The sequence below is a fragment of the Micromonospora sp. NPDC092111 genome, from assembly GCF_044755745.1.
GTDB lineage: Bacteria > Actinomycetota > Actinomycetes > Mycobacteriales > Micromonosporaceae > Micromonospora.
Genome location: NZ_JBIVRQ010000014.1, coordinates 34,064 through 60,261, shown reverse-complemented (window position 1 = coordinate 60,261; position 26,198 = coordinate 34,064). Strand labels below are relative to the sequence as shown.

The 26,198-nt window shown below is 72.6% G+C and carries 18 protein-coding genes and 1 pseudogene; 12 read left to right on the top strand and 7 right to left on the bottom strand.

Annotated features, from left to right (window positions below; all coding sequences use genetic code 11):
* Positions 1-5: 5 nt before the first annotated feature.
* The 3 genes and pseudogenes from ACIQG9_RS23740 to ACIQG9_RS23730 form a co-directional block, all read left to right on the top strand.
* Positions 6-926: pseudogene (locus ACIQG9_RS23740) on the top strand (IS1380 family transposase); the annotation flags it as partial.
* Positions 927-1,413: 487 nt separating this feature from the next.
* The gene (locus tag ACIQG9_RS23735; protein ID WP_400406190.1) at positions 1,414-1,977 is read left to right on the top strand and encodes a LemA family protein; all 564 of its coding nucleotides are present in this window, start codon (positions 1,414-1,416) and stop codon (positions 1,975-1,977) included.
* Between the two features lie 27 nt (positions 1,978-2,004).
* Positions 2,005-3,888, top strand: a complete 1,884-nt coding sequence (locus tag ACIQG9_RS23730) for a DUF2207 family protein (RefSeq protein ID WP_400406187.1) — start codon at positions 2,005-2,007, stop codon at positions 3,886-3,888.
* Between the two features lie 34 nt (positions 3,889-3,922).
* Here the strand turns inward: ACIQG9_RS23730 and ACIQG9_RS23725 are convergent, their stop codons facing one another.
* Entirely contained in the window at positions 3,923-6,061 is a 2,139-nt protein-coding gene (locus ACIQG9_RS23725) for a carbohydrate-binding module family 20 domain-containing protein (protein ID WP_400406184.1), read from the bottom strand.
* Positions 6,062-6,564: 503 nt separating this feature from the next.
* Here ACIQG9_RS23725 and ACIQG9_RS23720 point away from each other — a divergent pair.
* From ACIQG9_RS23720 to ACIQG9_RS23690, 7 genes are all read left to right on the top strand, one after another.
* Positions 6,565-7,497, top strand: a complete 933-nt coding sequence (locus tag ACIQG9_RS23720) for an STM4015 family protein (protein ID WP_400406181.1) — start codon at positions 6,565-6,567, stop codon at positions 7,495-7,497.
* Positions 7,498-7,503: 6 nt separating this feature from the next.
* Positions 7,504-8,451 (top strand): STM4015 family protein, encoded by a 948-nt coding sequence (locus ACIQG9_RS23715; RefSeq protein ID WP_400406179.1) that lies wholly within the window; start codon positions 7,504-7,506, stop codon positions 8,449-8,451.
* A 1-nt stretch (position 8,452) separates the two neighbouring features.
* A complete protein-coding gene (locus tag ACIQG9_RS23710; protein ID WP_400406176.1) occupies positions 8,453-9,553 on the top strand; it encodes an STM4014 family protein in 1,101 nt (366 codons plus the stop codon).
* Positions 9,541-10,344 (top strand): STM4013/SEN3800 family hydrolase, encoded by an 804-nt coding sequence (locus ACIQG9_RS23705; protein ID WP_400406173.1) that lies wholly within the window; start codon positions 9,541-9,543, stop codon positions 10,342-10,344. Before ACIQG9_RS23710 ends, ACIQG9_RS23705 begins: the two co-directional genes overlap by 13 nt.
* Positions 10,341-11,666, top strand: a complete 1,326-nt coding sequence (locus ACIQG9_RS23700) for an STM4012 family radical SAM protein (protein WP_400406170.1) — start codon at positions 10,341-10,343, stop codon at positions 11,664-11,666. Before ACIQG9_RS23705 ends, ACIQG9_RS23700 begins: the two co-directional genes overlap by 4 nt.
* Positions 11,663-12,598 (top strand): STM4011 family radical SAM protein, encoded by a 936-nt coding sequence (locus tag ACIQG9_RS23695; RefSeq protein WP_400406167.1) that lies wholly within the window; start codon positions 11,663-11,665, stop codon positions 12,596-12,598. The genes ACIQG9_RS23700 and ACIQG9_RS23695 overlap by 4 nt, the downstream gene beginning before the upstream one ends.
* A gap of 141 nt (positions 12,599-12,739) precedes the next feature.
* Positions 12,740-15,703: a COR domain-containing protein gene (locus ACIQG9_RS23690; protein WP_400406164.1), complete on the top strand. Its 2,964-nt coding sequence runs from the start codon at positions 12,740-12,742 to the stop codon at positions 15,701-15,703.
* Positions 15,704-15,756: 53 nt separating this feature from the next.
* Here ACIQG9_RS23690 and ACIQG9_RS23685 read toward each other — a convergent pair whose 3' ends face one another.
* The 6 genes from ACIQG9_RS23685 to ACIQG9_RS23660 all read right to left on the bottom strand — a co-directional run bounded on the left by ACIQG9_RS23685 (position 15,757) and on the right by ACIQG9_RS23660 (position 23,387).
* Complete coding sequence (locus ACIQG9_RS23685) at positions 15,757-17,265, bottom strand: MFS transporter (protein WP_400406161.1); 1,509 nt, start codon at positions 17,263-17,265, stop codon at positions 15,757-15,759.
* Complete coding sequence (locus tag ACIQG9_RS23680; RefSeq protein WP_400406158.1) at positions 17,262-19,046, bottom strand: IucA/IucC family protein; 1,785 nt, start codon at positions 19,044-19,046, stop codon at positions 17,262-17,264. Before ACIQG9_RS23680 ends, ACIQG9_RS23685 begins: the two co-directional genes overlap by 4 nt.
* Positions 19,043-19,618, bottom strand: coding sequence for a GNAT family N-acetyltransferase (locus tag ACIQG9_RS23675; protein WP_400406155.1), 576 nt, complete (start codon positions 19,616-19,618; stop codon positions 19,043-19,045). The genes ACIQG9_RS23680 and ACIQG9_RS23675 overlap by 4 nt, the downstream gene beginning before the upstream one ends.
* Positions 19,615-20,907: a lysine N(6)-hydroxylase/L-ornithine N(5)-oxygenase family protein gene (locus tag ACIQG9_RS23670; RefSeq protein ID WP_400406152.1), complete on the bottom strand. Its 1,293-nt coding sequence runs from the start codon at positions 20,905-20,907 to the stop codon at positions 19,615-19,617. Before ACIQG9_RS23670 ends, ACIQG9_RS23675 begins: the two co-directional genes overlap by 4 nt.
* Positions 20,908-20,931: 24 nt before the next feature.
* The gene (locus ACIQG9_RS23665; RefSeq protein WP_400406149.1) at positions 20,932-22,476 is read right to left on the bottom strand and encodes a pyridoxal phosphate-dependent decarboxylase family protein; all 1,545 of its coding nucleotides are present in this window, start codon (positions 22,474-22,476) and stop codon (positions 20,932-20,934) included.
* Positions 22,477-22,676: 200 nt separating this feature from the next.
* Complete coding sequence (locus tag ACIQG9_RS23660; protein ID WP_400406146.1) at positions 22,677-23,387, bottom strand: siderophore-interacting protein; 711 nt, start codon at positions 23,385-23,387, stop codon at positions 22,677-22,679.
* A 58-nt stretch (positions 23,388-23,445) separates the two neighbouring features.
* Here ACIQG9_RS23660 and ACIQG9_RS23655 point away from each other — a divergent pair, with 58 nt between their 5' ends.
* Positions 23,446-25,581, top strand: coding sequence for a penicillin acylase family protein (locus ACIQG9_RS23655; RefSeq protein ID WP_400406143.1), 2,136 nt, complete (start codon positions 23,446-23,448; stop codon positions 25,579-25,581).
* On the top strand, positions 25,547-26,107 hold the full coding sequence (locus tag ACIQG9_RS23650) for a GNAT family N-acetyltransferase (RefSeq protein WP_400406140.1): 561 nt from the start codon (positions 25,547-25,549) through the stop codon (positions 26,105-26,107). Before ACIQG9_RS23655 ends, ACIQG9_RS23650 begins: the two co-directional genes overlap by 35 nt.
* Positions 26,108-26,198 lie beyond the last annotated feature (91 nt).

The window sequence follows — 26,198 nt, the reverse complement described above, 5'->3', positions numbered from 1 at the left end:
CGACATCCGAGAAGGAATCAGCTACCCGTACCTGGAAGAAGACGTTCGGCTTCCACCCGCTGCTGTGTTTCCTGGACAACACCGGCGAGGCCCTCGCCGGTGTGCTGCGCGAAGGGCGGGCCGGGTCCAACACCACCGCCGACCACATCACCGTGCTCGACCAGGCCCTCGCCCAGATCCCCGACGCGCTCCGGCACGGCACCGCGATCCTGCTGCGCTCGGACTCGGCCGGCTCCAGCCATGGGTTCCTCGCTCACATCCGAGCCTTGCGCGAGCAGCATCTCGACATCCGATTCAGTGTCGGCGCCGCGATCACCGAACCTGTGCGGGCGGCGATCCGCGCCGCGACCGGCTGGATCCCCGCCGTTGACACCGGCGGCGACCTGCGGGAACATGCGCAGGTCTGCGAGATCACCGGCCTGGTCGATGTCACCGGGTGGCCGGAGGGCACTCGGTTCCTGGTTCGCCGGGAACGCCCGCATCCGGGTGCCCAGCTGTCGCTGTTCGACACCGTCGAAGGCTGGCGGCATCAGGTCGTGGCCACCGACACCCCGCCAGGCAGCGACAGCATCCAGTTCCTGGAGGCCCGGCACCGCGCCCACGCCCGAGTCGAGGACCGTATCCGCTGCGGCAAGAACACCAGCTTCGGCCGGTTCCCGTCCCGCGTGTTCGCGATCAATCAGGCCTGGCTCCAGCTGGCGTTGACCGGCATCGACCTGCTCGCCTGGACCCAACACCTGCTCCTGGACGGCGACCTGGCCACCGCCGAACCGAAGAAGCTGCGTTACCGACTGCTGCCCGTTACCGGCCGGATCACCCGCACCGCCCGCCGGACCCGTCTGGCCATCGCCGCTGGCTAGCCCTGGACCGACGCGTTGACCAAAGCATTCAGCAACCTTGCCGCACTACCCCGGCCCGCTGGCTGACCCCGCGACTCACGCACCGACCAGCAACACGGAGGAACCCGACCGAGCGCCGGGCCACCGGCATGCCAACAGCACAACAGGAGAACCACGAATCGCATTCATCGAGCCGAAGCTATAGATCGACGCCCAAGTGAAAGACCGAGGTTAGTAGACTTCATGATCGGTTTAACTCACATGCCGCGATCCGGGCGCGTTCGGCACCCGAACATCGAGCCGACGTGTGATGCCCCGGCCGCTCGGCCGGGGCATCCTTGATCGTCTACGCGAACACGAAACTAGCTTCCACGATCAGTGATCGACCGGTCGCGTTGTGCGTTTGCAGTTCTGTGAGGTGCCCCTGGCAGGATTCGAACCTGCGACATACGGTTCGGGACACCGCACCAGTTAGTCGGTTCGGTGACAATACCGTTGCTCCAGCGGGGCAGCGGGCCACTATGCAGCGGACGGGATGGTCGTCCCGGCGACATCGAGGCAGAGGGGCATCCCGATGGCCACCGGCATCATCGTCCTCATCGTGGTGGGTGTCGTGCTGGTGGCGTTGGTGGGGTGGGCTGTCTCCGCCTACAACCGGCTGGTGCGGCTGCGTACCCAGGTGAAGGCGTCGTGGGCGCAGGTCGACGTGCAGCTCAAGCGCCGTCACTCGCTGATTCCGAACCTGGTGGAGACGGTGCGGGGCTATGCCTCCCACGAGCGGGCGACCCTGCAGGCGGTGGTCGCGGCCCGGTCCTCGGCCGTCGGTGCGCAGGGGCCGCTGGCGCAGGCAGGCGCGGAGGGCGCGCTGACCCAGGCGTTGGGCAGGTTGTTCGTGCTGGCGGAGGCATACCCGGAGCTGAAGGCCAACTCGAACTTCCTGGCGTTGCAGACCGAACTGGCCGGCACCGAGGACAAGGTGGCGTACGCCAGGCAGTTCTACAACAGTGCGGTCCAGTCGCTCAACGCGGCCGTCCAGTCGGTACCGACGAACATCATCGCGGGCATGGGTGGGTTCACTGCCGAGACGTACTTCGAAGCGGGCGGTGACGAGCGTGGTGAGGTGGCCGTGCGGTTCTGACCCGGCGGGAACGGATCGAGGGTCGCGGTGAGGCCCGTCGATGCGCTGCTGGAGGTGGGCCTGCCCGCGCTCTGCGTGGCCGGGTGGTTCGCCGCATACGCCACGCTGCGCCTGCTGACCAGGCCGCCGGCCGTGGCCTCCGGGCAGGCGGCCATGGACTTCCCGGGCAACGAGCCGCCCGCCGTGGTGAGCCTGTTGGCCAACCGGTGGACCGTCACCGTCGATGCGGCCGAGGCCACCCTGCTCGACCTCGCCGCGCGCGGGCACCTGGAACTGCGGCAGGCTGGTGACGATCCCCGGCACACCACCGTGCACCTCACCGCCGTCGGTCCCGCCGGGTTGAACGGTTACGAGCACCAGGTGTACCAGCGGGTCGCCGATCGTGCCGTCGGTGGCGTCGTCCCGCTGACCGCACTCGGCTTCGACAGCGACGCAGGCGCCGCCGCCTGGGCCCGCAGGTTCCGGATCGCGGTCGTCGCCGACGCCCGCAGGTTGGGCCTGTCCCGCCGGCGCTTCTCTGCCGTCATGGTCACCGCGCTGTGCGTCCTCGGCGGCATCGTCTCGTTGGGCGTCGCCGCCGGTGCCGCGCACTACCTGGGGCGCGACGACGGGGACTACGGTGCCGTACCCGGACTCTTCCTGGTCGTCACCGCGATCTTCTGCGGCATCGCAGGAAAGGCCACGGGCGAGCGTGACACCCCGGCCGGCCGCGACGTGGCCTCCCGGTGGCTGGGCCTGCGCGCCTGGCTCGCCGCGCACGAGTCCTTCGCGGACCTGCCGCCCGCCGCCGTCGCGGTGTGGGACCGCTACCTGCCCTACGGTGCCGCGGTCGGCGTGACCCGGGTGGCCAGCCAGGTCATCGACCTCGGCCGGGCCGACCGCAGGCGGATCTGGTCGTCCTACACCGGCACCTGGCGGGTGGTCACCGTCACCTACCCGTCGCTGCTGCCCCGCTACGGCCAGCGCCTCGGCTGGATCGTCTTCCGGGCGGCCGTCGCCGCCTTCGTCGGGTGGGCGTTCGCCACGCCCCGGGACCTGTGGCACCGACTCTTCGAGGCCGGTACGGTCACCGTCTGCTTCACCCTGTTCGGCATCACGCTGCTGGGCCACGCGGCCTATCTGGTGGGCCGCTCGCTGCTCGACGCGGCCAATCCCGCCACGGTCACCGGCGAGGTGCTGTGGCATCAGGTCTGGCAGAGCAGGCAGGTCGGCGACGATGCCGACCGGCGCACCGTCCCGAAGACCTTCTACCTGGTCATCGACGACGGGCAGACCGCGCGCACCCGCGCCTGGGTGCTGCCCGCCGACATCGCGGCCGGTTGCCGGGTCGGTGATGAGATCACCGCCCGGGTACGGCCCTGGACCCGCCGGGTCCTCGACGTCACCGTCCGGCGGCCCGCCGCCACGGCGGCCTTCGAGGACCTGCCGAGCACTGACGACGAGGAGCTGATCGCGGCTGCGGTGGCCGGTGTGCCGTCACCGGCCACCGCAGCACCCGTTGTCCCGCCGGCCGACGGGTCGTGGGTGCGCCCTGGCGACCTGCTCACCGTCGAGGAGGCGACCCGTGCGCTCGGCCGCTCGGTCAGGCCGTACCAGGTGCCGATGCCGGCCGGTAATCCGCTGCAGGCTGCCGGTTTCGACGGCAGCCGGGGCCGCCCGGCGCTGAACATCGAGGTCAGCCGGGACGAGCGGGCGCAGATCACGCTGGCGGCGCGACGCAATCTCGGCACCCCGGTGGCGGGTCTCGCCGAGGAGGCGTACGCGGGCGGCGACTGGCTTGCCGTCCGCCGTGGAAGGACCGTCATCGTGTTCACCCTCGGCAACGGCGCCGACGGCGCTGATCCGACGGTCCTCCCGTGGCTGGCCACCCTCGCCCTGGACCGCCTGCCCCCGACCGCGATCACCACCTGAGCCGTGACCCGTGACCGGGTCCGTCCAGCCGGTGTCAGCGCCAGGTGTCGCTGGCGCTCCAGGTGCCACTGGACGGGGTGGTGGCGCTGCGGTTGCCGCCGGCCTCCCAGGTCACCGTGCCGTCGGGGTTCTTCTTGAGGTACTTGTACTCGACGGTGGTGTTCGGCGGCAGGTTCACCGTCGCCCGCCACACCGGGTAGCTGGCCGAGGAGAGCGGCACGGCGTTGGCCGGGTTCCAGGATCCCAGCGCCGCGATGCTGCCCACCAGGTAGACGTTCTGGCCGTAGTAGGTGGTCGCGGTGACGTCGAACGACGCGGCGACCTGGGTGGTGACCGGGTCTCCCCGGAAGGTGTCGGTGACCGCGGCGGTGCCGCCCGCCGGGGTGGTCAGCGTACGGTTGGCGCCCGACTCCCAGGTCACCACGCCGGCCGCGTCCTTCTTGAGGAACTTGAACTCCACCGTCGTCGACGCCGGCAGGTCGACCACCGCGCGGAAGACACCGCCGCCCTGGGCGGTCAGCTTGACGGCGCTGGCCGGGGCCCAGGAGCCGAGCGCCGGGATGCTGCCGACCAGGTGGACGTCCTGGCCGCTGGCGACGGTGGCGCTGACCGTGAAGGTGGTGGCGACCGTGACGCCGGGGGTGCTGCCGCCCCTGGCGTTGACGTGGATGGCGACCGCGTTGTTCGCGGGGAGCTGCACGGTGGCTCGGCCGGCCGAGACGGTGACCACCGTGCCGGTGCAGCCCGACGCGCTCCTGACACCGGAGATGACGTCGCAGTACTGGCCGTCGGCCAGGCCGGTGGTGAAGGTGGCGGTGGTGGCGGAGCCGGAGTCGTTGATCCCGATCCAGGCCCGGTCACCCCGGTGGAAGCCGATGACGTTGCTGTTGACCGTGGTGAAGTCCGAGATGGTCTTGACCGACTTCGCGGTGTTCGCCCAGCCGACCATGCCCTTGATCCCGGTGGACTGGGTCAGGCAGTTCCAGCTCGCACCGCAGACGGTGTCGGTGACGTAGCCGTTGCCGTCCGCCGGCGGGGACTGGTTGCGGTTGGACCAGGAGAAGCTGTCGTAGACCGACGGCTTGCCGTGCGGGTAGGCGAGCTGGAAGTAGTTGGCCAGGGTGTAGTCGCTGCCGTTCTGGTAGGACAGCACCACTCCGTCGCGCTCCAGGTCGTGGTTGGTGACCATGGCGAACACGTTGGCGCTGGGCGCGTCGAGGTTCCAGCTCCCGACGTTGGCCAGGCCGGAGATCGAGCCCTGGAAGGCCGACTTCAGGCCCTTGGCGTACGCGAAGTCGAGCACGTCACCGTTGCCGACGAAGGCGCGGGCCTTGAGGGCGTCGTTGCTCGCCCCGTCGAAGATCTCCTGGGCGACGTACGGGCGCTTGTTCTCGGCCACGGTGTTGTGGAGCTTGCCGAGGATGGCGGCGAAGTCGTCCTTCCTCACGTGCTTGACCGCGTCCACCCGGAACCCGTCGACGCCGAGGCCGATCAGGTCGTTGAGGAAGCCGGCGATCCTGGTGCGGACGCTGTCCTTCTCGGTGTACAGGTCCGTCAGGGACAGCAGCTCACAGCTGGTGACCTGGGCCTCGTTGTTCCAGTCGTTGATGCCCCCCGAGGTCGGGCAGTTGTCGCCCGGACGGTGGAAGTCGCCGTTGCCGTAGGGCACGGCCGGGAAGCTGTAGCCGGGGCCGGAGAAGTCGGTGCCGGCGTAGCCGACGACGGACTCGGCGTTGTTCGCGCCGGCCATGTGGTTGACCACCGCGTCGACGTACACCCGCACGCCGGCGGCGTGGCAGGTGGTGACCATGTCGGCGAACTGCTGGCGGGTGCCGAAGCGGCTCTCCAACCGGTAGGAGACGGGCTGGTACACCTCGTACCAGGGGTGTGCGCCGTCGGCGCTGTTCGGCAGGCTGACCGACTCCTGCGGCGGGGCGACCTGAACCGCGCCGAAGCCGGCCGGGCCGAGGTGGTTGAGGCACGCCGAGGCGACCGATCTCCAGTTCCATTCCCAGAGGTTGGCGGTGACCTCGCTGTCGTTGAGCGCGACGGCGGCGTTCGCGGCGGTGGCGGCCGGCAGGACGCTCAGCGGGGTCAGCGAGGTGGCGGTGACGGCGAGGGCGACGAGGGCCCGGCGGAGCCGGGAGTGCCGGGGTACGCGGTGGGTGGGCATCGGGAGTGGACCTACTTCCGGGGTCGAAGAGGCACTGGCGAGTGTGGACGGCCGTCCGGTAGCACGACGATGCGGGACACTTGAAAGCTTTTGCAAGAGTTTCGGCAAAGTTTTTGACATCTGCTGGCAACAGGGCCATCGATCCCCCAGGTCACCACAGGCAGGCTTCTTGACCGTCGTCCGCAGCCCGGGAGTTCCTTGACGTAGCTCCGCCACGCGACGTACCGTCCCGCAAAACGTTGCAACGACTTACAGCTATGTTTCAGCAACCGGCTCCGGTACGTGGGCATCGGCTTCCACCCCCGGGAGCGGTCGTCCGGGTGCCCCGCCAACCGCAGGCCGGCCGCACCGAGACCACGGTCGGACGCCGCAGGATCCGTACCGCCGCGCCCGGTCCCCGGCCACATTCGACCGGGCGCCACGGCCCGGCCGGCGCTGATCATCTTGTCGGGTGGGCCTGTTACGGTCGCGCCGCCGCTGCACCAGTCGAGCCGGAGGTAGGCGTGATCAGTTCGCACATGTCGTCGTTCGCCGGGATGCCGGTGGTCCCCTTCACACCGGGGATGACCCTGCCCGACGACCCGTCGGCCGTGGCCTGGCGGCTGGAGGTCGAGGACTTCGAGGCCGACCCGGCGGAGTTCGCCGGCCTGGTCACCGCGCTGCGGGCCGAGGTGCCCGGCGACGCGGTCCGGGCGCTGGTGATCGGCGAGTGGGGCTCGGCGTACGAGCGGGCGGCGCCGGTCGACCTGCTGGCCGACGCGGCGAAGGAGTGGACCGGCCTGCGCGCGGTCTTCCTCGCCGACCTGGTCAGCGAGCAGTGCGAGATCTCCTGGCTCACCCACGGCGACCTCACCCCGCTGCTGACGGCGTACCCGGAGCTGGAGGTGCTGTGGGTGCGCGGGGCCAACGAGCTGAGCCTGGACCCGGTGCGGCACACCGGGCTGCGCGAGCTGGGCCTGCAGACCGGTGGGCTGCCGGGCTCGGTGACCCGGGCGGTCGGCGACTGCGACCTGCCCGCGCTGCGCCGGCTCGACCTGTGGCTGGGCCAGCAGAACTACGGCGGAGACACCACCGTCGGCGACCTCGCCCCGATCCTGGCCGGTGACCGGCTGCCGGCGCTACGGCACCTGGCGGTCTGCAACGCCGAGTACGCCGACCGGGTCGCCGGGGCCGTCGCCACCGCCCCGGTGGTGTCCCGACTGGAGGTCCTCGACCTGTCGATGGGGGTGCTTACCGACCCCGGCGCCGAGGCCCTGCTCGCCGGGCAGCCGCTGACCCACCTGCGCCGCCTCGACCTGCACCACCACTTCCTCTCCGAGGAGACCCAGCGGCGGCTGGTGGCCGCGCTGCCCGGCGTCGACGTCGACCTCGGCAACCCGCAGACCCCCAGCCAGTACAGCGGCCGGGTCTACCGCTTCACCGCGGTCGGGGAGTGAGCGGCGGTGGCCTTCCGTTCCCACGCCCGGACGTTCGCCGGCCGGCCGGTGGTCGACGTCCCCGCCGACGGGCCGCTGCCCGTCGTGACCGGCCCGGTCTGCTGGCGGATCGCCGACTGGCACTACGACCGGGACGCCCCGGAGGGCACCCTGTCGGAGCGGTTCCGGGACCGGTTCGACCGGTTCGTCGCACAGGCCGGTGACAGCGTCGAGGCGCTGGTCGTCGGCTCCTGGGGGTACGCGGCGGTCCACCACGCCCCGATCGCCCAGCTCTGCGCGGCGGCCCCGCGCCTGCCCCGGCTGCGGTCCCTCTTCCTCGGCGACCTGACCTCCGAGGAGTGCGAGGTCTCCTGGATGCTGGTCGGCGACGTCAGCCCACTGTTGACGGCGTACCCGGCGCTGGAGGTGCTGCGGGTGCGCGGTGGGCTGCTGTTCGGCTTCACCCCGGTACGGCACGACCGGCTACGGGAGCTGGCGGTGGAGAGCTGCGGGCTGTCCCGGCGGTTCGTCGGCGCGGTGCTCGACTCCGACCTGCCCGCCCTGACCGACCTGGAACTGTGGCTCGGCACCGACGAGTACGGCGGCAACACCGGCGTGGCCGACCTGGACGGGCTACTGACCGGCAAGCTGTTCCCCGCGCTGCGCCGGCTCGGCCTGCGCAACGCCGAGATCGCCGACGACCTCGCCGCCGCGCTCGCCTCGGCGCCGGTGGTGGCCCGGCTGCAACGGCTGGACCTGTCGTTGGGCACCCTCGGCGACGAGGGTCTGGCCGCCCTGCTGGCCGGCCAGCCGCTGACCCACCTGGCCGCCCTCGACCTGCACCACCACTACCTGTCGGAGCAGGCTGCCGCGTCGGTGGCCGCCGCGCTGCCCGGCGTCCGGGTGGATGTCTCCGACCCGCAGGAGCCGGAGGACGACGACGAGAGCTACCGCTACCCGGCGGTGTCGGAGTGACATGCGACTGACCGTCGTCGGCAACCCCGACAACCGGCGGGTCGGGCTGTTCCGCCGGGCGGTGCGCGACGCGGGCCTGCCCGAGCCGACGGTGCTGTCCTGGATGCAGGTGCTCACCGGGGCGGCCCCGCCGGCCGCCGACGCCCTGGTCCGGGTCGACTCGCCCGGTGAGGACCCGGAGGTGGACCGGCTGCTGCGCCGGTCCGCCACCCCGGCCCGGCACGGCGAGCTGGTCGGGCTGGCCGACACGTACGCCGGGCTGGTGGCCGGGATGTCCCGGGTGGCCGCCGGCGGCGCGACGCTGCTCAACCACCCGGACGACGTCGCGGCGCTCTGCGACAAGCGGCGCTGCCACGCGCTGCTCTCGGCCGCCGGGGTGCCGGTGCCGGCCGCGCTGCCGCCGGTGGCCGGGTACGCCGAGCTGCGGGCGGCGATGGCGGCCGTCGGATGGCACCGGGTGTTCGTCAAGCCGGCGCACGGCTCGTCGGCGGCCGGGGTGATCGCGCTGGCGGTCGGCCCGCGCCGGGTACAGGCCGTCACCACCATCGAGACCACGCCCGACGGGCTGTTCAACTCGTTGCGGCTGCGCCGCTACGACGACGAGGCGACGGTCGCGGCGCTCGTCGACCGGCTCGCCCCGGACGGCCTGCACGTCGAGCGGTGGCTGCCCAAGGCCGGGCTGGCCGACCGGGTGGTCGACCTGCGGGTGGTGGTGGTCGCCGGACGGGCCACCCACGCCGTGGTCCGGGCGGCCCGGGGTCCGCTGACCAACCTGCACCTGGGCAACGCGCGCGGTGACCTGGCCGCGCTGCGGGCGTCGGCCGGGCCGGCGGCCTGGACGGCGGCGATGCGGACCTGCGAGCGGGCGGCGAGGTGCTTCCCCCGGTCGCTGCACGTCGGCGTCGACCTGATGTTCCTGGTGGGCTGGCGCCGGCACGCGGTGGCCGAGGTCAACGCGTTCGGTGACCTGCTGCCCGGGGTGCTGGCCGCCGGCCGGGACACCTACGCCGAGCAGGTGCACGCGCTGACCAGCGGCCGGTGGGACCGGTGGCGGTCCGCCGCGCCGCCACCCGACCGGGAGGTGGTCGGGTGCGGAGCCTGATCGGCAGCCACGACCTGCTCCTGGTCACCCTCGACACGCTGCGGTGGGACGTGGCCGACGAGCTGGCCGGGGCGGGGCGCACCCCGCAGCTCGCCCGGGTGCTGCCCGGCGGGCGGTGGGAGCGACGGCACTCCCCCGCCAGCTTCACCTATGCCGCGCACCACGCCTTCTTCGCCGGTTTCCTGCCCACCCCGACCGGGCCGGGCCGGCACGACCGGCTGTACGCGGCGGCGTTCCCCGGCAGCGAGACCGCCGGCGCCGACACCTGGGTCTTCGACGCTCCCGATCTGCCCACCGCGCTGGCCGGCCAGGGGTACCACACGCTCTGCCTGGGCGGGGTCGGCTTCTTCAACCGGCGCAGCCCGCTCGGCGCGGTGCTGCCCGGCCTGTTCACCGAGGCGCACTGGGAGCCGGAGTTCGGGGTCACCTCCCCCACCTGCCTGGACGCGCAGCTCGACCGGCTGGCGGCGGTGCTGCCCCGGGTACCGGCCGACCGGCCGTTGTTCACCTTCCTCAACGTCGCCGCGCTGCACCAGCCCAACCGGCACCACCTGCCCGGCGCCGAGACCGACAGCCGGGACAGTCACGCCGCCGCCCTGGAGTACGTCGACTCCCGCATCGGCCGACTGTTCGCCCTGGCCACCGGCCGGTCACGGCCGGTGTTCACGATCATCTGTGCCGACCACGGCACGGCGTACGGCGAGGACGGGCACACCGGCCACCGGATCGGCCACGACGTGGTGTGGACCGTCCCGTACGCCCACTTCACCCTGCAACCGGGAGAATGGTGACCAGCACCGACACGGGCCTCGACGGCTCGCCGTACCAGCAGTACCTGTACGCCTACCCGCACAAGACCTCGTACCGGGCGCTGCGGCCCCGGCCGCTGCTCGCCGATCTGTGGCGGGCCGAGGCCCGGGACGCGCTCTTCCTCTACGTGCACCTGCCGTTCTGCGAGATGCGCTGCGGCTTCTGCAACCTGTTCACCCGGGCCAACGCGCCGCAGGAGCAGGTGACGGCCTACCTGCGGCAGCTACGCCAACAGGCCGGGCGGGTCGCCGACGCGCTCGGCGGCGACGCCGGGTACGCCCGCGCGGCGTTCGGCGGGGGCACCCCCACCTACCTGACCGCCGACGAGCTGACCGAGCTGTTCGACATCGCCACGCTCACCACCGGGGTGCGGCTGCCCGGCGTACCGCTGTCGGTGGAGACCTCCCCGGCCACCGCGACGCCGGACCGGCTGGCGGTGCTGGCCGGGTACGGCACCAGCCGGGTGAGCATCGGCGTGCAGAGCTTCCTCGACGTCGAGGCCCGCGCCGCCGGACGACCCCAGCGGCGCGGCGAGGTGGAGGCGGCGCTCGGCGCGATCCGCGACGCCCGGATCCCGGTGCTCAACATCGACCTGATCTACGGCATCGACGGGCAGACCGCCGCCACCTGGCGGGAGAGCCTGGACGCGGCGCTGGCCTGGCGGCCGGAGGAGCTGTACCTGTACCCGCTCTACGTCCGGCCGCTGACCGGGCTGGGCCGGCGGGCGCACGGCCGCGCCGACTGGGACGCCCAGCGGCTGGCCCGCTACCAGCAGGCGGTGGAGGTGTTGGGGGCGGCCGGCTACCGGCAGGAGTCGATGCGGCAGTTCCGTCGGGCCGACGTGCCGGCCCCGGACGGCCCGGACTACTGCTGCCAGGACGACGGGATGGTCGGCCTGGGCTGCGGGGCCCGCTCCTACACCACCGCGCTGCACTACTCGTTCGACTACGCGGTCGGTGTCTCCCAGGTGCGGGCGGTGCTCGACGACTACCTGGGCCGCCCGGCCGACGACTTCCGGTACGCCGAGTTCGGGTTCGCCCTCGACGGCACGGAGCAGCGCCGCCGATGGCTGCTCAAGTCGTTGCTGCGCGCCGAGGGCGTCGACGCCGCCGGCTACGCCGTCCGGTTCGGCCGGCCGCCGACCGACGACTTCCCCGAGCTGGGGCGGCTGGTCGCGCGGGGCTGGGCCGTCGACGGCGGACTGCGGCTCACCCCGGCCGGGCTGGCCCGCTCCGACGCGATCGGCCCATGGCTGACCTCCGCGCGGGTCCACCGCGCGATGACCGGGTACCTGCCCCGGTGAGCCCCACCGATCGGCGCGGCACGGCGGCAGACCTGGCGATCCTCTACCGGGGGCCGCTGGCGAGCTGCAACTACGACTGCCCGTACTGCCCGTTCGCCAAGCGGGTCGACCCGCCGGAGCTGCTGCGCGAGGACCGGTCGGCGCTCGCCCGGTTCACCGACTGGGTGGCGGCGACCACCGACGTCCGGCTGTCGGTGCTGTTCACCCCGTGGGGCGAGGGGCTGACCCGACGCTGGTACCGGGAGGCGATGGTGGCGCTGTCCCACCTGCCGCAGGTGGACCGGGTGGTCATCCAGACCAACCTCGCCGCCCGGGTGGACTGGCTGGCCGACGCCGACCCGGCCACGGCCGCGCTGTGGACCACGTACCACCCGGGGCAGGTCACCCGGGAACGGTTCCTCGCCCGCTGCGCCCGCCTGTCCGAGCTGGACGTCCGGTACTCGGTGGGAGTGGTGGGCCTGGCGGAGCACCTGGCCGAGGCGCGGGCGCTGCGCGCCGCGCTGCCCGAAGCGGTCTACCTGTGGGTCAACGCCGCCGAGGGCCGCAGCTACACCGCCGAGGAGGAGGCGACCTGGACGGCGCTGGACCCGCTGTTCGGCTGGAGCGTCCGCCCGCACCTGTCGCTCGGCCGGCCCTGCCACGCCGGGGAGACGGCGATCTCCGTGCTCGGTGACGGCACGGTGCGCCGCTGCCACTTCCTGCCCACCCCGATCGGCAACCTCTACGACGGGTCGTGGCGGGCCGCCCTGAAGCCCCGGGCGTGCGACGCCACGCTCTGCGACTGCCACATCGGGTACGTGCACCTGAAGCCCCTCGGGCTGCGCGACGTGTTCGCCGGTGGGGTGCTGGAGCGCATTCCGGCGGACTGGCCGGTGGTGCGGCGGACCGGCGCGGCGACCCGGCCCGGAATCCCGCTCCGAACTGGTGCCTGAGGGGCGGGCCCGTGGCGCGCCTTCGGCTGGCGTCCCCTCAGTACGATCGTCGATCGGCCGGCCGCACGGGACGTTCAGCGTTCCACGCGGGCAGCACGGCCGCACCACTACCGTCCGCCACCACGCCCGGGGGATCGCTGGATGTCGACGTCCGTACTCGACCGGATTCGTGAGGCCCACCGGACGGGCAGTACCGTCCTGTCGCTGGCGGGGACGCGGGAGACGGAACTCCCCCGGGAGATCGGTGTCCTGCGCCACCTGCACACGCTCGATCTGCGGTACAGCCGGGTGCACACCCTGCCGCCCGAGGTCGCCGCCCTGAGCCAACTCGAAGTGCTCGACGCGAACGGCGGCGCGCTCACCGAACTGCCTCCGGAGATCGGTCGTCTCCGCCGGCTTCGTGAGCTGGACCTGGGCGGCTGCCCGCTGCGCGGGATTCCCCCGCAGCTCTGGAACTGCTTCGCCCTAAGGCGACTGCGACTGGACGGCAACTACCAGCAGTTGCCGCCGGGCATTCAGCAACTGCGCCACCTGGAGTGGCTGCACATCGAGCCAACCTGCCGGCTCGCCGGGCTGCCTCGCGGCTTCTCCGCGTTGCCGTCGCTGACCCGGCTGGCGCTGGCACCGACGCCGGATGGCACGCTGTCCGGCGAGCTGTTCCGGCTACCCCGGCTGAGCCGGCTCGTCATCCTCGGCGACGGGTTGCTGCGGCTCTCCCCCGAGATCGGCCGCCTCACCCGGCTGAGTGAACTCGACCTGGGTGACACCACCGTCACCGACCTGCCGACCGAGCTGGCCGACCTGCCCGACCTGATCACCCTGCGGGCCCGCCCCACCCGGCTGGCCGAGCCGCTGGGCGAGTTGTACCGGCGCGGACTGCCGGCGCTGCTGTCCTACCTGCGCGACGAGGGCCGCGACGGCGTGCCGCTCTACGAGATCAAGGTACTGCTCGTCGGCGAGGGCGAGGTGGGCAAGAGTTCGCTGGTCAGCGCGTTTCACCGGGACCCGTTCGTGGTCGGGCGGCCGACCACCCACGGGATCGAGCTCAGCGACCTCGAACTGCGCCACCCGTACGAGCCGCAGGTGGGGATCACCTTCCGGATGTGGGACTTCGGCGGCCAGGAGGTCTACCGGATCACCCACCAGTTCTTCTTCTCCCGCCGGTCGCTCTACCTGCTGGTCTGGAAACCCCGGCAGGGACAGGACGAGAACTCGATCGAGTTCTGGCTGCGGCTGATCCGGCTGCGCATCGGGCGGGACGCCCGCGTGCTGATCGTGGCGACCCACGGCGACGAGCGGCAACCCGAGATCGACCTGCCCCACCTGCGGACGAAGTTCGCCCCGTCCCTGCTCGGTCAGTGGGTGGTGGACAACGCGTCCGGCCGGGGCCTGCCCGAGGTCGAGTCGGAGTTGGCCCACCAGGCGGCCCGCTTCCCGCAGATGGGCCACCGGCTGAGCAAGCGCTGGGTGGCCGTCCGGGACGAACTGTCAGCGTTCACCGAACCGCAGATCCCCTACGCCACCTACCACGCGCTGTGCGAGAAGCACCACCTCGACCCGGACGCCGAACGGGCCCTCATCGAACTGCTGCACGACCTGGGCAATGTCGTCTACTTCTCCGAGGACGACGGGCTACGCGACATCATCGTCCTCCAGCCGGAGTGGTTGACCCGGGCGATCGGATACGTCCTGGAGGACAGGAGGACCCGAGCCGACGGCGGGTTGCTCGACCATGCCCGGCTGCGCCAGATCTGGCAGTCACTGGAGCCGGACCGGGAGCACTACCCGACGGCGCACCACCCCTATTTCCTGCGGCTGATGGAGAAGTTCGACGTCTCCTACCGACTGCCCGAGACCACCAAGAGCCTCGTCGCCCAGTTGGTTCCCTACCAGAAGCCCGAGGTGCCGTGGGAGAAGGTGCCGCTGCGGATGGGCAGGATCAACATGGTCAGCCTGGTCTGCGAGCTGTCGGATGAGGCACCCGGGCTGGTCTCCTGGCTCACCGTCCGCAACTACCGTTTCTCCACCGGCCTGCACTGGCGACGTGGCGTGTTCCTCCGTCACCAGAACTACCACCTGGAGGCGTTGATCGAGCTGGTCGACGACAAGCGGCTCTCCCTGGTCGTGAAGGGGGCGTCGCCGGTCTACTTCTTCAGCATTCTGCGGGACGCCATCGAGGACCTGCTGCGCAGCCGGTGGCCCGGTCTGACGTACCGCCTGCTGGTGCCCTGCATCAACACCCTGCCCGACGGGCCGTGCGCCGGCACGTTCCCGTTGACCGCGCTCGACGGGTTCTTCCAGGAGGGCCGGCAGGTGGTCGCGTGCCACACCTGTCTGCACGACATCGCCCTGCCGTTGCTGCTGACCGGCTTTGCCGGTGAGCAGGGTTCCACCTTCGCCGCGCTCGCCCGACAGGACCGGCGGATCGACGAGATCGAACGCAGCCTCTCCGCGGTGAACACCACGGTCAGCCAGATCGAGGAGATCGCCAGTGAGACCGCGCTGATGCTGCACGGCATCCGCCGGATGTTGGCGACCGAGGTGGTGGACTGCCCGGCGATGATCAGCATCTCCGCGGTCACCACCTCCCGGTTCAACCCCGCCCGGTTGGTGATGCACCGGTTCCAGCTCAGCCTGTGGTGTGAATTTCCCGATCGGCAGCACCGGTGCGACCATCCCGGCTACCCGTTCACCCGGTCCCGGGAGTGGTTCCTGCGGGCCGAGCCGTACCTGACCCGACTGTCCATGGTGCTGCGGCTGATCCCGCTCACCGGCGCGGTCACCGGTCTGCTCTCCGCGCTCGATCCGGCGCGGGCCGCCGAGATGACCCGGCTCAAGTCCGAGGTCGACCTGATGGGCGCCGTGACGAACCTCTTCCCCGGCGCCAGCGACCACCCGCACCGGCCGAACTCGTTCGCACCGGCGGAAACGGGGAGTCGGGCCGACGAGGTGGCCGGCTTCCGGGCCGTCCGGGAGCTGCTCTTCGAGTTGGACCCGGCGCGAGAGTTCGGGGGCCTGCGGCGGGTGGTGTCGGAGTCGGGCGACTACCTGTGGGTCTGCCCCGAGCACTACTCCGTCTACGACCCGGGCCTGCCCGAGCTCTGACCGTGCCGGCCGGCGGATCGGAGCCGGGACGGTGCTGCCCCGGCCGTCGTCGCTCAGGCCGTCCGCTCGGCGCGGCGCAGCAGGCCGGCGGCGAGCAGCCCACCGGCGAGGACCGCCACCGCGCCGACCGTCTGGCCGGTGACCAGCGCGGACCGGAAGGCGTCGGTGATCACGGCCCGCTCGACCTCGCCCCCGGCGGCGGCCAGGGCGGCCGGGAACGAGCCGGCACCGGCCACCGCGACCGGCACCAGGGCGGCGAACCGGGCGTTGAGCACCGCCCCGAGGACGGCGATGCCGAGGCTGCCGCCCACCTCGGCCATGGTGCCGTCGATGCCGGCGCCGACGCCGGCCTTCGCCGGTGGGATCGCGCCCATCACCGCCTCGACGATCGCCGGGTTGGCCAGGGCACAGCCGAAGCCCATCACCAGCAGCCCGGTCAGCAGTACGCCGTAGCCGTCGGAACGGACGTGGGTGATCAGGGTGAGGCCGGCGGAGAGCAGCACCATGCCGACGGCGATGGCCCCGGGCACCCCGAGCCGGCGGATCAGCCGGGTGGCGACCCCGCCGAGGTTGAGCAGCACGATGGACAGCGCGAACGGCACCATCCGCAGCCCGGCCTCCCAGGCCGGGTAGCCGCGCACGAACTGGAGGTGCTGGGTGAGCAGGAACAGCGCGCCGGTGGAGCCGAAGGTGATCAGGACGACCCCGGTGACCGCGCCGACGAACCGGCGGTCGGCGAAGAAGTGCATGTCCAGCATGGGGTCGGCGACCCGCCGTTCCCAGCCGACGAAGAGAGCGAGCAGCAGCAGGCCGGCCCCGGCCGCGCCGAGCACGGCGGGCGACGTCCAGCCGCGCTGGGGGCCGTCGATGATCGCCCAGACCAGCCCGGTGAGGCCGGCCGTGGACAGCAGCACCCCGCCGACGTCGGGTCGTCCGCCGGTCGGGTCCCGGGACTCCGGCACCAGCGCCCGGGTGGCCAGCAGGCAGACCAGCACGATGGGCACGTTGACCAGGAAGATGGCCCCCCAGTGCAGGTGGGCGAGGATGATCCCGCCGATCGGTGGCCCGGCGGCGTAGCCGAGGGCGCTGGTGGCCGCCCAGATGCCGATCGCGCGGGGCCGCTCGGCGGCGTCGAAGACCTGCATCGCGACGGCGAGGGTGGCGGTGACCAGCAGCGCCCCGCCGACGCCCATGCCGGCCCGCGCGGCGATCAACTGCTCGCCGGTGCGGGCCAGCCCGGCGGCCAGCGAGCCGACGCCGAACAGGACCAGTCCGGCCACCAGCATCCGGCGGCGGCCGTACCGGTCGGCCGCGCTGCCGGCGGTGAGCAGCAGGCCGCACTGCACCAGCGCGTACGCGTTGATCATCCACTGGATGTCGGCGGTGCTGGCGTCCAGTTCGGTGGTGAGCACCGGCACCGCCACGGTGAGCACGGTGTTGTCGAGGACCACGGTGAGCTGGGCGAGGCAGAGCACGGCGAGGATCAGCCAGCGGGCCGGCAGCCGGGTCGCCGGGTCGGGTGCGGTGGGCGCGGCGACGCGCAGCCCGTCGGTGGTGCTCATCGCGGCGGTGCGTGGCGGGCGAGCGGGTTGACCAGGGTGCCGGCGAACTGGAGCGCCGCCGACGGGTCGGCGAGGTCGACCATCTGCTGGTTGTCGCGCAGTTGCAGCCGGTTGAGGCAGGACAGGGTGAACTCCTCCGCGTACAGGTCGTACCGGCGCAGCCGGTCGGCCAGGTGCGGGACGCTGTCGGCGTAGTCGGCCACGCATTCGGCGACGGTGCGCCAGAAGGTGTCCTCGTCGCACACCCCCTCGGCGGCCAGGATGGCGTTGAGGTGCCGGAAGAAGCAGTCGAAGACGTCGGTGAAGATCGTCAGGAGCTGCTCGTCCTCGGGGATGGCAGCGCGGATCCGCCGCACCGGCGGGGGCAGGTCGGCGTCGGGGTCCATCACCACGATCTCCTCGGCGATGTCCTTGAAGATCACCCGCTCGACCACGCCGCCGTGCAGCACCAGGATGACGTTCTCGCCGTGCGGCATGAAGGCGAGCCGGTGGGCGTAGAAGCTGTGCAGCAGCGGGACCAGGTAGGCGTCGAGGTAGCGGCGCAGCCACCCCCGGGGGGCCAGCCCGGACTCGGCGACCAGGGCGGCGGCGAGGGACCGGCCGTCGCGGTCGGTGTGCAGCAGGGACGCCATGGTGGCCAGCCGCCGGCCGGGTTCCAGGCCCGGCACCGGGCTCTCCCGCCAGAGCGCGGCCAGCATCTTCCGGTACGGCGAGTACCGGTCGGTGGCCGCCTCGTACTGCGGGTGGCGGTAGCCGACGGCGGCCCGCTCCCGGATGATCGTGAGTCCGGTCCGGGTCAGTACCGGATCGCCGGCGACCAGGTCGGCGAGCCAGTCGTTGATCGCCGGGGTGGCCTCCATGTAGGCGGCGGACAGCCCTCGCATGAAGCCCATGTTCAGCACCGACAGCGCGGTCTTGACGTAGTGCCGGGTCGGGTCGGTGACGTTGAAGAAGGTGCGGATGGACTGCTGGGGCAGGTACTCGTCCGGGCTCTCACCGAGGCAGACCAGGCGCTGCCGGGCGACCTCACCGGCGAAGGTGACGGCGAGCTTGTTCCACCACTGCCACGGGTGCACCGGGATGAGCAGGTAGTGGTCCGGGTCCAGACCGGCGTCGGTCAGGGTGCGGGCGAATCCGGCGAGGGTCTGCTCCCCCAGTTCGGTGCGGAGCAGGGTGTCGTAGTCGAGGTCGGCGGCGCTGCTGAAGGTGGTGTGGTCGCGGTGCGCGGCGAGCCAGACCAACCGGACCGGCCGGCCCGCCTCGGGGGCGTGGCGGTGGTACTCGTGGACGCCGAAGCCGATCCGGCCGTTGTTGGCCACGAAGCAGGGGTGCCCCTCGGTCATCCCGGTCTCGATCGCCTGGAAGTCGGCGCGGGCCAGCTCGGCCGCGGTCACCGCCGGCTGGTCGAGCTTGTACGCGGTGCCGGCCAGGGTGGAGCTGATCTCCTCCAGGTAGACCGGCAGCACCTGGTCGCTGAGGCCGAGCGCGCCGCGCAACTCCAGGATGAGGTCGACGGCGTCGGGTGGCGGCTCCTCGTCGCCGCGCTGGCGGACGATGCTGTCGGCGTCGATCTGCCAGTGCTCCAGGGTGAGCCGGCGGGCGGCGAAGCGGTATGCGACGGTGCCGTCGTCGGAGCGGACGACCCACCGCCCGTCGTCGGTGGGTTCGGGGCTGACCAGGCGTTCGTGGGCGAACTCGGCGAGCGCCTTGCGGACCAGCAGCCGGTTGGCCCGGGCCCAGTTGGCGGGGGTCAGGTGGGCCACGGATGCGGCGGGGTTCACGCGGTTTCGTCTCCTCGGGTGGCGGCCAGGAACTGGTCCCGGGTGCAGACGCTGAGCAGGGCGTCCTTCTCCGGCTTGCGGATCGGGCCGACGACGGTGAAGCCGACGGCGGTGTTGAGGGCGTGTACGGCGGTGTTGCGCACGTCGGGCTCCACCACCACCCGGCGGGTGGCCGGATCGGCGAAGAGCCAGTCCATGACTGTGGTGATGACGGCCCGGGTGAAACCGTGGGTCGGGGTGTCGGTGGGTGCGCAGAGGAAGTGCATGCCGACGTCGCCGTCGACCGGCTCGTACAGGCCGACGAGTTCGACCCGGGCGGGGTCGTAGCGTTCGGCGAGGAAGGCGGGCCGGTCGCGCCACAGACCGAGGTACGCGTCGTGGTGCGGGTGGTCGGCGATCCGGCGGTACTCCCGCGCCACCTCGGCCACCTCGGCGTCCTGCATCAGCCAGAACGCCGACCTGGGGTGGGTCACCCAGCCGTGCAGCAGCGCGGCGTCGGCGTCCGGGTCGAGGGTGCGTAGCGCGAACTCGCCGAGCCGGGCGTCGTGCCAGCGGTGGACGGTGGTGGTCATGACGCCGCCCCGGCGGGGACGCCGAACTCCTGGAAGGCGATGCGGCGTTCGATCGGGTAGTGCTCGCGGCCGGTCAGCTCGCGGATGATCCACGCGTTGCGGTAGGGGCCCATGCCCAGGTCGGGCGAGGTGATGCTGTGGGTGTGGGTGCCGGCGTTCTGGAGGAAGATCCCCCGGCCGGTGTGGTCGATGCTGTAGTTGCGGGCCACGTCGAACCGGCCGTGGGAGTCCCAGCGGATCCGGTCGCGGACCGGTTCCAGGAACGTCGGCACCTGGTAGTGGTAGCCGGTGGCCAGCACCAGGCCCTCGGTGTCGAGGGTGAGGTCGCGCTCCTGTTCGACGTTGCGCAGCCCGAGGGTGTACGTCCGGCTGGTCTCGTCGTAGCGGGCGGTGGTCAGCTCGGTGTTGGTCAGCAGCCGGGTCGGCACCGGGCCGTGCACGCTGCGGGCGTAGAGCAGGTCGAAGATCTCGTTGATCAGGTCGGCGTTGACGCCCTTGAAGAGGCCCTTCTGCGCGCTCTCCAGGCGGTAGCGGGTGGCCTCGGGCAGGGCGTGGAAGTAGTCCACGTAGTCCGGTGAGGTCATCTCCAGGGTGAGTTTGGTGTATTCGAGGGGGAAGAAGCGGGGCGAGCGGGTGACCCAGTTGAGCTGGTAGCCGTAGGTGTCGATGTCGCCGAGCAGGTCGTGGTAGATCTCGGCGGCGCTCTGTCCGCTGCCGACGACGGTGACGCTGCGCTTGGCGCGCAGGGCGGCCCGGTGCTCCCGGTAGCGCGAGTTGTGGATGACGTCGCCGCCGAGGTCGCGGCAGGCGGCGGGCAGGTGCGGCGGGGTGCCGGTGCCGAGCACCAGGTGGCGGGCCCGGTAGGTGACCGGTTTGCCGCCGGTCACGGCGTGTACCAGGTAGCGGTCGTCGCCGGGGTGGTACTCGACGGCGGTGACCTCGTGCCCGAAGCGTACCGAGGTCAGCTTGGCGGCGGCCCAGCGGCAGTAGTCGTTGTACTCGTGGCGCAGCGGGAAGAAGCTCTCCCGGATGTAGAACGGGTACAGCCGGCCGGACTCCTTGAGGTAGTTGAGGAAGGAGTACGGGGAGGTGGGGTCGGCGAGGGTGACCAGGTCGGCGATGAACGGCGTCTGCAACCGGGTGGCGTCCAGCAGCATGCCGGGGTGCCAGTCGAAGTCGTCGCGGGCTTCGAGGAACAGGCCGTCGAGCGTGCCGATCGGCTCGGTCAGGCAGGCCAGGCCGAGGTTGTACGGGCCCAGCCCGACGGCGATGAAGTCGTGGGTCGACACAGGGATTTCTCCAGGCGGGGTGGGTCAGCCGACGGGGCTGGACAGCTCGGCGGTGGTCCGGGTGCGCGCGTACCAGCTCGCGTGTTCGGCGATCAGGTCGAGCACGTGGGCGATGTCGTCCAGGGTGGTCTCGGGGTTGAGCAGGGTGAGCTTGAGGTAGTGGGCGCCGTCCACCTTGGTTCCGGCGACGAGTGCGGCGCCGGAGGCGGCCAGGGCCTCCCGGGCGTGCAGGTTGGCGTCGTCGACGACGTCGCGGCCCGCGCCGGCCGGCAGGTAGCGGAAGACCACCGTGCTCAACTGGGACCGGGTGACCACCTCGAAGCGCGGGTCGCCGGCGAGCAGCCGCCAGGCGGCGGCGGCCAGCTCGACCACCTCGTCGAAGAGCGCACCGACGGCGTCCGGGCCCATGATCCGCAGGGTGAGCCAGAGTTTGAGCGCGTCGAAGCGACGGGTGGTCTGCAGGCTCTTGTCGACCTGGTTGGGGATGCGCCGTTCGGCCATCCGGGCCGGGTTGAGGTAGTCGGCGTGCCAGGTGGCGTGGCGTAGCACCCGCCGGTCGCGGACGACCAGGGCGCTGGAGCTGACCGGCTGGAAGAACGACTTGTGGTAGTCGACGGTCACCGAGTCGGCCCGCTCGATGCCGCCGAGCAGGTGCCGTCGGGTGGGCGAGACCAGCAGCCCGCAGCCGTAGGCGGCGTCGACGTGCAGCCACACGCCGGCGGCGGTGCAGATCTCGGCGATCCGCTCCAGCGGGTCGATGGTGCCGAAGTCGGTGGTGCCGGCGGTGGCGACCACGGCCATCACCACCTGCCCGTCGCGGCGGCAGCGGTCGATGGTCTCGGCCAGTTCGTCGGTGCGCATCCGCCGGCCGGTGTCGGTGGCGACGGTGAGCACCGCGTCGGCGCCGAGGCCGAGCAGCTTGGCGGCCTTCTGGACGCTGAAGTGCCCGGCGGTGGAGGTGATCACCCGGAGCCGGGACAGCACCTCGGGCCGGGCCGGCCGGTCGGCGGCTCCGCCGACGACCCGGGCGTACGCCTCCTCGCGGGCCAGCAGCAGCGCGTGCAGGTTGGACTGGGTGCCGCCGCTGGTGAACACGCCGTCGGCGGTCGGGCCGAAGCCGATCCGTTCGGCCGTCCAGTCGACCAGCCGGCGTTCGATGAGCGTGCCGCCGGCGCTCTGGTCCCAGGTGTCCAGCGAGGAGTTGACGGCGCTGAGCACCGCCTCGCCGAGCAGGGCGGGGATGACCACCGGGCAGTTGAGGTGCGCGAGGTAGCGGGGGTGGTGGAAGAGCACCGCGTCGCGCAGGTAGACGTCGTGGAGTTCGTCGAGGGCGGCGGCGGTGTCGCCCAGCGGGCGGTCCAGGTCGATGCCGGCGACGCGGGGGGCCAGTTCGTCCGGGCCGATGCCGGTGAAGGGGCGGTCTGCGGCGGCGACCCGTGCCGCGACCCGGTCGACGCCCTCGGCCACCACCCGGCGGTAGTCCTCGACGGAGCCGGCGGTGAACAGGTGGGCGCGGGCCGGGCGCGCCCCGGGCACGGGCGCCTCGACGGTGGATCCGGGCAGGCTCATGGCAGTCCTCGACGGCTCGGTGGCGGATGCGGGCGGTGGGACGGCGGGGCGTCGCCTTCGCGTCGGCGATCCAGTTGATCTCGCGGAAGTTAGGTTACCCTAACCTAACTTCCTGTCAATGTCGCCACCGCCCCCGGTGATGAACCCGATGCCGAGGCACCGGGTGGCGCAGTGCCCGGCGAAGGTGCCGAGACGTCCCCTCACCGGGCACTCCAGTAGCCCAGCGAGGTCACCTGGTGCCTGCCCACCCCGAGCGCGCGTCGGAGGTGCCGGGTCAGGGCACGGGTGCTGGCCGCCTCGCAGGCGACCCAGTAGTACGCGTCCCCGGCGGCCGGCAGCCCGGCGCGGACGGTGTCGACCAGTTGCTGCCCGTCGTCGCCGCGGGGCACCCAGGTCACCTCGTGGTGGGTCCGGGCGCGCGGGGCGAGCACCTGTTCCCCCTCGTCGGCGTACTCGAGCCAGACGGTCGCGGGGATGCCGGCGGCGGCGTCGAGCAGGCTGTTCACCGCCGGCAGCGAGGCGGCGTCACCGACCAGGTAGAGGTGCCGGGGCGCCGGGTCGGGCAACGTGAAGGCGCTGCCCTGCATGGTGGCCACGATGGTGTCCCCGACCTGCGCGGTGCTCGCCCAGCGGGCCGCGCAGCCGTCGTGCAGGGCGAACTCGAGGGTGAACCGGCCGGCGGCGGGGTCCGGGTCGACCAGCGTGTACGCCCGCTGGTGCGGGCGGCCGGCGGCGTCGAACCAGAGCCGGATCCACATCGTGGGGTGCGGCTTGCCCGCCGCCAGCAGCCCGCCGTCGTCCACGAGCAGGCGCCGGTAGTGCCTGCCGACCGGCTCGGCGCCCAGCACGGTCAGCCGGAAGTCCCGGCCGCCCATCGCCCGCAGCACCAGGGCCTCCCAGTTCCGTTTCACACGCCCTCCAGGTAAGGTCCGCCTAAGTTAGGCGAGGGTAACCTAAACGAGGAGTCCTGTGGAGAGTGGGAGCGGCGCGTCCCGGAGCGACCGTCCAGCGACCGGCGTTCGCCGGGACCGGTGGGGCGTACCGCACCTGTGGGCCGACACCGTCGAGGAGTTGGCCCGCCTACAGGGCCGGGTCGCGGCCACCGACCGGGCCTGGCAGATCGAGGTCGAGCGGTGGCGCGCCGAGGGCCGGCTCGCCGCGCACGTCGGCCCCGCCGAACTGGGCTGGGACCGGTTCGCCCGGCGGGCCCGCCTCGACGACACCGCCCGGCGCTGCTTCGACCGGCTCGCCCCGGCCACCCGCCGCTGGGTCACCGCATACGTCGACGGGGTCAACTCCGGGCTCGCCGCGGGCGCGGTGGCGGCCCCGGAGTTCACCGCGACCGGCTGCGCGCCGGGCCGGTGGCGACCGTGGTCGCCGCTGGGCGTCTTCCTCGTCCAGCACATCCTGTTCGGCACCTTCCCGCAGAAGCTGTGGCACGCCCACGTCGCCGCCACCCTCGGCCCGGACGCCCGCGACCTGTTCGCCGTCGAGGGGCCCGGCGGATCGGGCAGCAACGCCTGGGCGGTGCCCGCCGACCCGGCCGCCGGCCGGGGGCCGGTCATCGCCGGCGACCCGCACCGGCTGCTCGAACTGCCCGGCATCTACCAGCAGACCCGGCTGGCCTGCCCCGACTTCGACGTGGTCGGCCTCGCCTTCCCCGGGGTGCCGGGGCTGCCGCACTTCGGGCACGCCGGCGAGGTCGCCTGGGCGGTCACCAACGCGATGGCCGACTACCAGGACCTCTACCGCGAGCAGCTACGCCGCGACGGCGACCGGGTGGAGGTCCGCGACGCCGACGGCTGGGTGCCGGCCCGGCGGCACGTCGAACGGATCGAGGTCCACGGCGGCGACGCGGAAGACGTCGAGGTGATCGAGACCCCGCGCGGCCCGGTCATCGACCACGACCGGCACACCGGGGAGGCGATCAGCCTGCGCACCCCGGCCCGGGTGGAGGCGAACCTCGGCTTCGACGCGCTGCTGCCGCTGCTGCGCGCCCGCACCGTCACCGACGTCGCCGACGCGCTGCGCGGCTGGGTCGAACCGGTCAACAGCGTGCTCGTGGCCGACCGGCACGGCGCGGTCCACCAGCTCGTCGCCGGCCTGGTCCCGCACCGCGACGACCGCTGCCGGCGGGAGCCGGTCCCCGGTTGGGACCCCCGCTACCGTTGGCGCGGCGACTATCCGGCACCCGCACCGGTCCCGGTCGACGGCGTGGCGGTCTGCGCCAACGACCGCCGCGCCGACGTGACCGACCTCGGTGTCGACTTCGCCCCGCCGCACCGTGCCCGCCGGATCCGCGAACTGCTGGCCGGCGGCGTCGCGGCGCCGGCCGTACACGTGGACACCCGGCTGGCGGCGACGGCCCTGCGCGGCCTGCTCGACCGGGTCGACCCGGGGCCGCTCAGCGGGCCCGCGCGGCGGCTGCGGGACCGGCTGGCCGGCTGGGACGGCCGGATGGACGCCGACAGCGCCGACGCGGGCGCGTTCGCCGCCTGGCGGGGCGCGCTGGTCCGCCGGCTGCACGAGCACCCCAGCCTGCGTCCGCTGAGCGCGCCCGGCGGCTACGACGCCCTCTTCACCCCGTGGACCGACCCGCTGGCCCGGATCGGGCACGCCGTCGAGGGGGTGGTCGCCGGGTTGCACCGCCTCGGCGGCGACGTCGGCCCGGTCGCCGCCGCCGCGCTGGAGGAGGTCGCCGCCGGCGAGCCGCCGACCACCTGGGGGCAGCGGCACCTGCTGCACCCGCTGCACCTCGGGGTGTCCCCGGCGGTCGACGCCCGGGTGACCGCCATCCGGTCCGCCACCCGGCTCGGCGGCGACACCGACTGCGTGCTCGCCACCTCCAGCGTCCCCGGGGTCTCCGACGACTGCTGGCGGGGGCCGGTCGCCCGGTACGTGTGGGACCTGACCGACCGGGCGGCCAGCCGCTGGATCGTCCCGTTCGGCGCCTCCGGCCGCCCCGACGACCCGCACTTCGCCGACCAGCTCCCGCTCTGGGCCGGCGGTGAGCTGATCCCCGTCGTCCCCGACTGGCCGGACCTGACCGACGAACCCGAGGCAAGGAACCATGACATACCAGGAGAAGATCCCCGGCTTCGGTGAGCTGACCCTCACCGTGGTCGACCCGGCCGCCCACGCCGCGCTGCTGCACGACTGGGTGACCGAACCCCGCGCGACGTTCTGGGGCATGGGGTCGTACACCGTCGAGGAGGTACGTGAGGTCTACGCGTTCCTCGACGGGCTGGCCACCCATCACGCGTACCTGGTCGTGCTCGACGGCACGCCGGTGGGCCTGCTCCAGACCTACCAGCCCGGGGCCGACCCGGTCGGCGAGCACTACCGGGTACGCCCCGGCGACATCGGAATGCACCTGCTGCTCGCCCCCGGCCGGCGCCCGCCGCGCGGCCTCACCGACGCGGTCGGCCCGGCGCTGGCCCGGTTCCTGTTCCAGGAGCCCACCCGGCTGCGGATCGTGGTGGAGCCGGACGTACGCAACGACCTGGCGCTGCGCCGGCTGGCGCGGGAGGGCTTCACCTTCGCCGAGGAGATCGACCTGCCCGACAAGCGGGCCCAACTGGCGTTCCTCACCCGGGAGCGGTTCGAGGCCGACCACCCGGCATCCGCCTGAGGGCAGGCCGGCGCCGATCGCGTCACGGGCCGGCGGATCGGCGGCGTCCCCGCCGCGCTCGCGGGTGCCGCCGCAGAAAGTCGCTTGCCGC

Bases quoted from the DNA above. Each gene is read 5' to 3' on its own strand.
- ACIQG9_RS23735 (WP_400406190.1), top strand. From the start codon at position 1,414: ATGGCCACCGGCATCATCGTCCTCATCGTGGTGGGTGTCGTGCTGGTG.
- ACIQG9_RS23725 (WP_400406184.1), bottom strand. From the start codon at position 6,061: ATGCCCACCCACCGCGTACCCCGGCACTCCCGGCTCCGCCGGGCCCTC.
- ACIQG9_RS23710 (WP_400406176.1), top strand. From the start codon at position 8,453: ATGCGACTGACCGTCGTCGGCAACCCCGACAACCGGCGGGTCGGGCTG.
- ACIQG9_RS23690 (WP_400406164.1), top strand. From the start codon at position 12,740: ATGTCGACGTCCGTACTCGACCGGATTCGTGAGGCCCACCGGACGGGC.
- ACIQG9_RS23685 (WP_400406161.1), bottom strand. From the start codon at position 17,265: ATGAGCACCACCGACGGGCTGCGCGTCGCCGCGCCCACCGCACCCGAC.
- ACIQG9_RS23675 (WP_400406155.1), bottom strand. From the start codon at position 19,618: ATGACCACCACCGTCCACCGCTGGCACGACGCCCGGCTCGGCGAGTTC.
- ACIQG9_RS23665 (WP_400406149.1), bottom strand. From the start codon at position 22,476: ATGAGCCTGCCCGGATCCACCGTCGAGGCGCCCGTGCCCGGGGCGCGC.
- ACIQG9_RS23650 (WP_400406140.1), top strand. From the start codon at position 25,547: ATGACATACCAGGAGAAGATCCCCGGCTTCGGTGAGCTGACCCTCACC.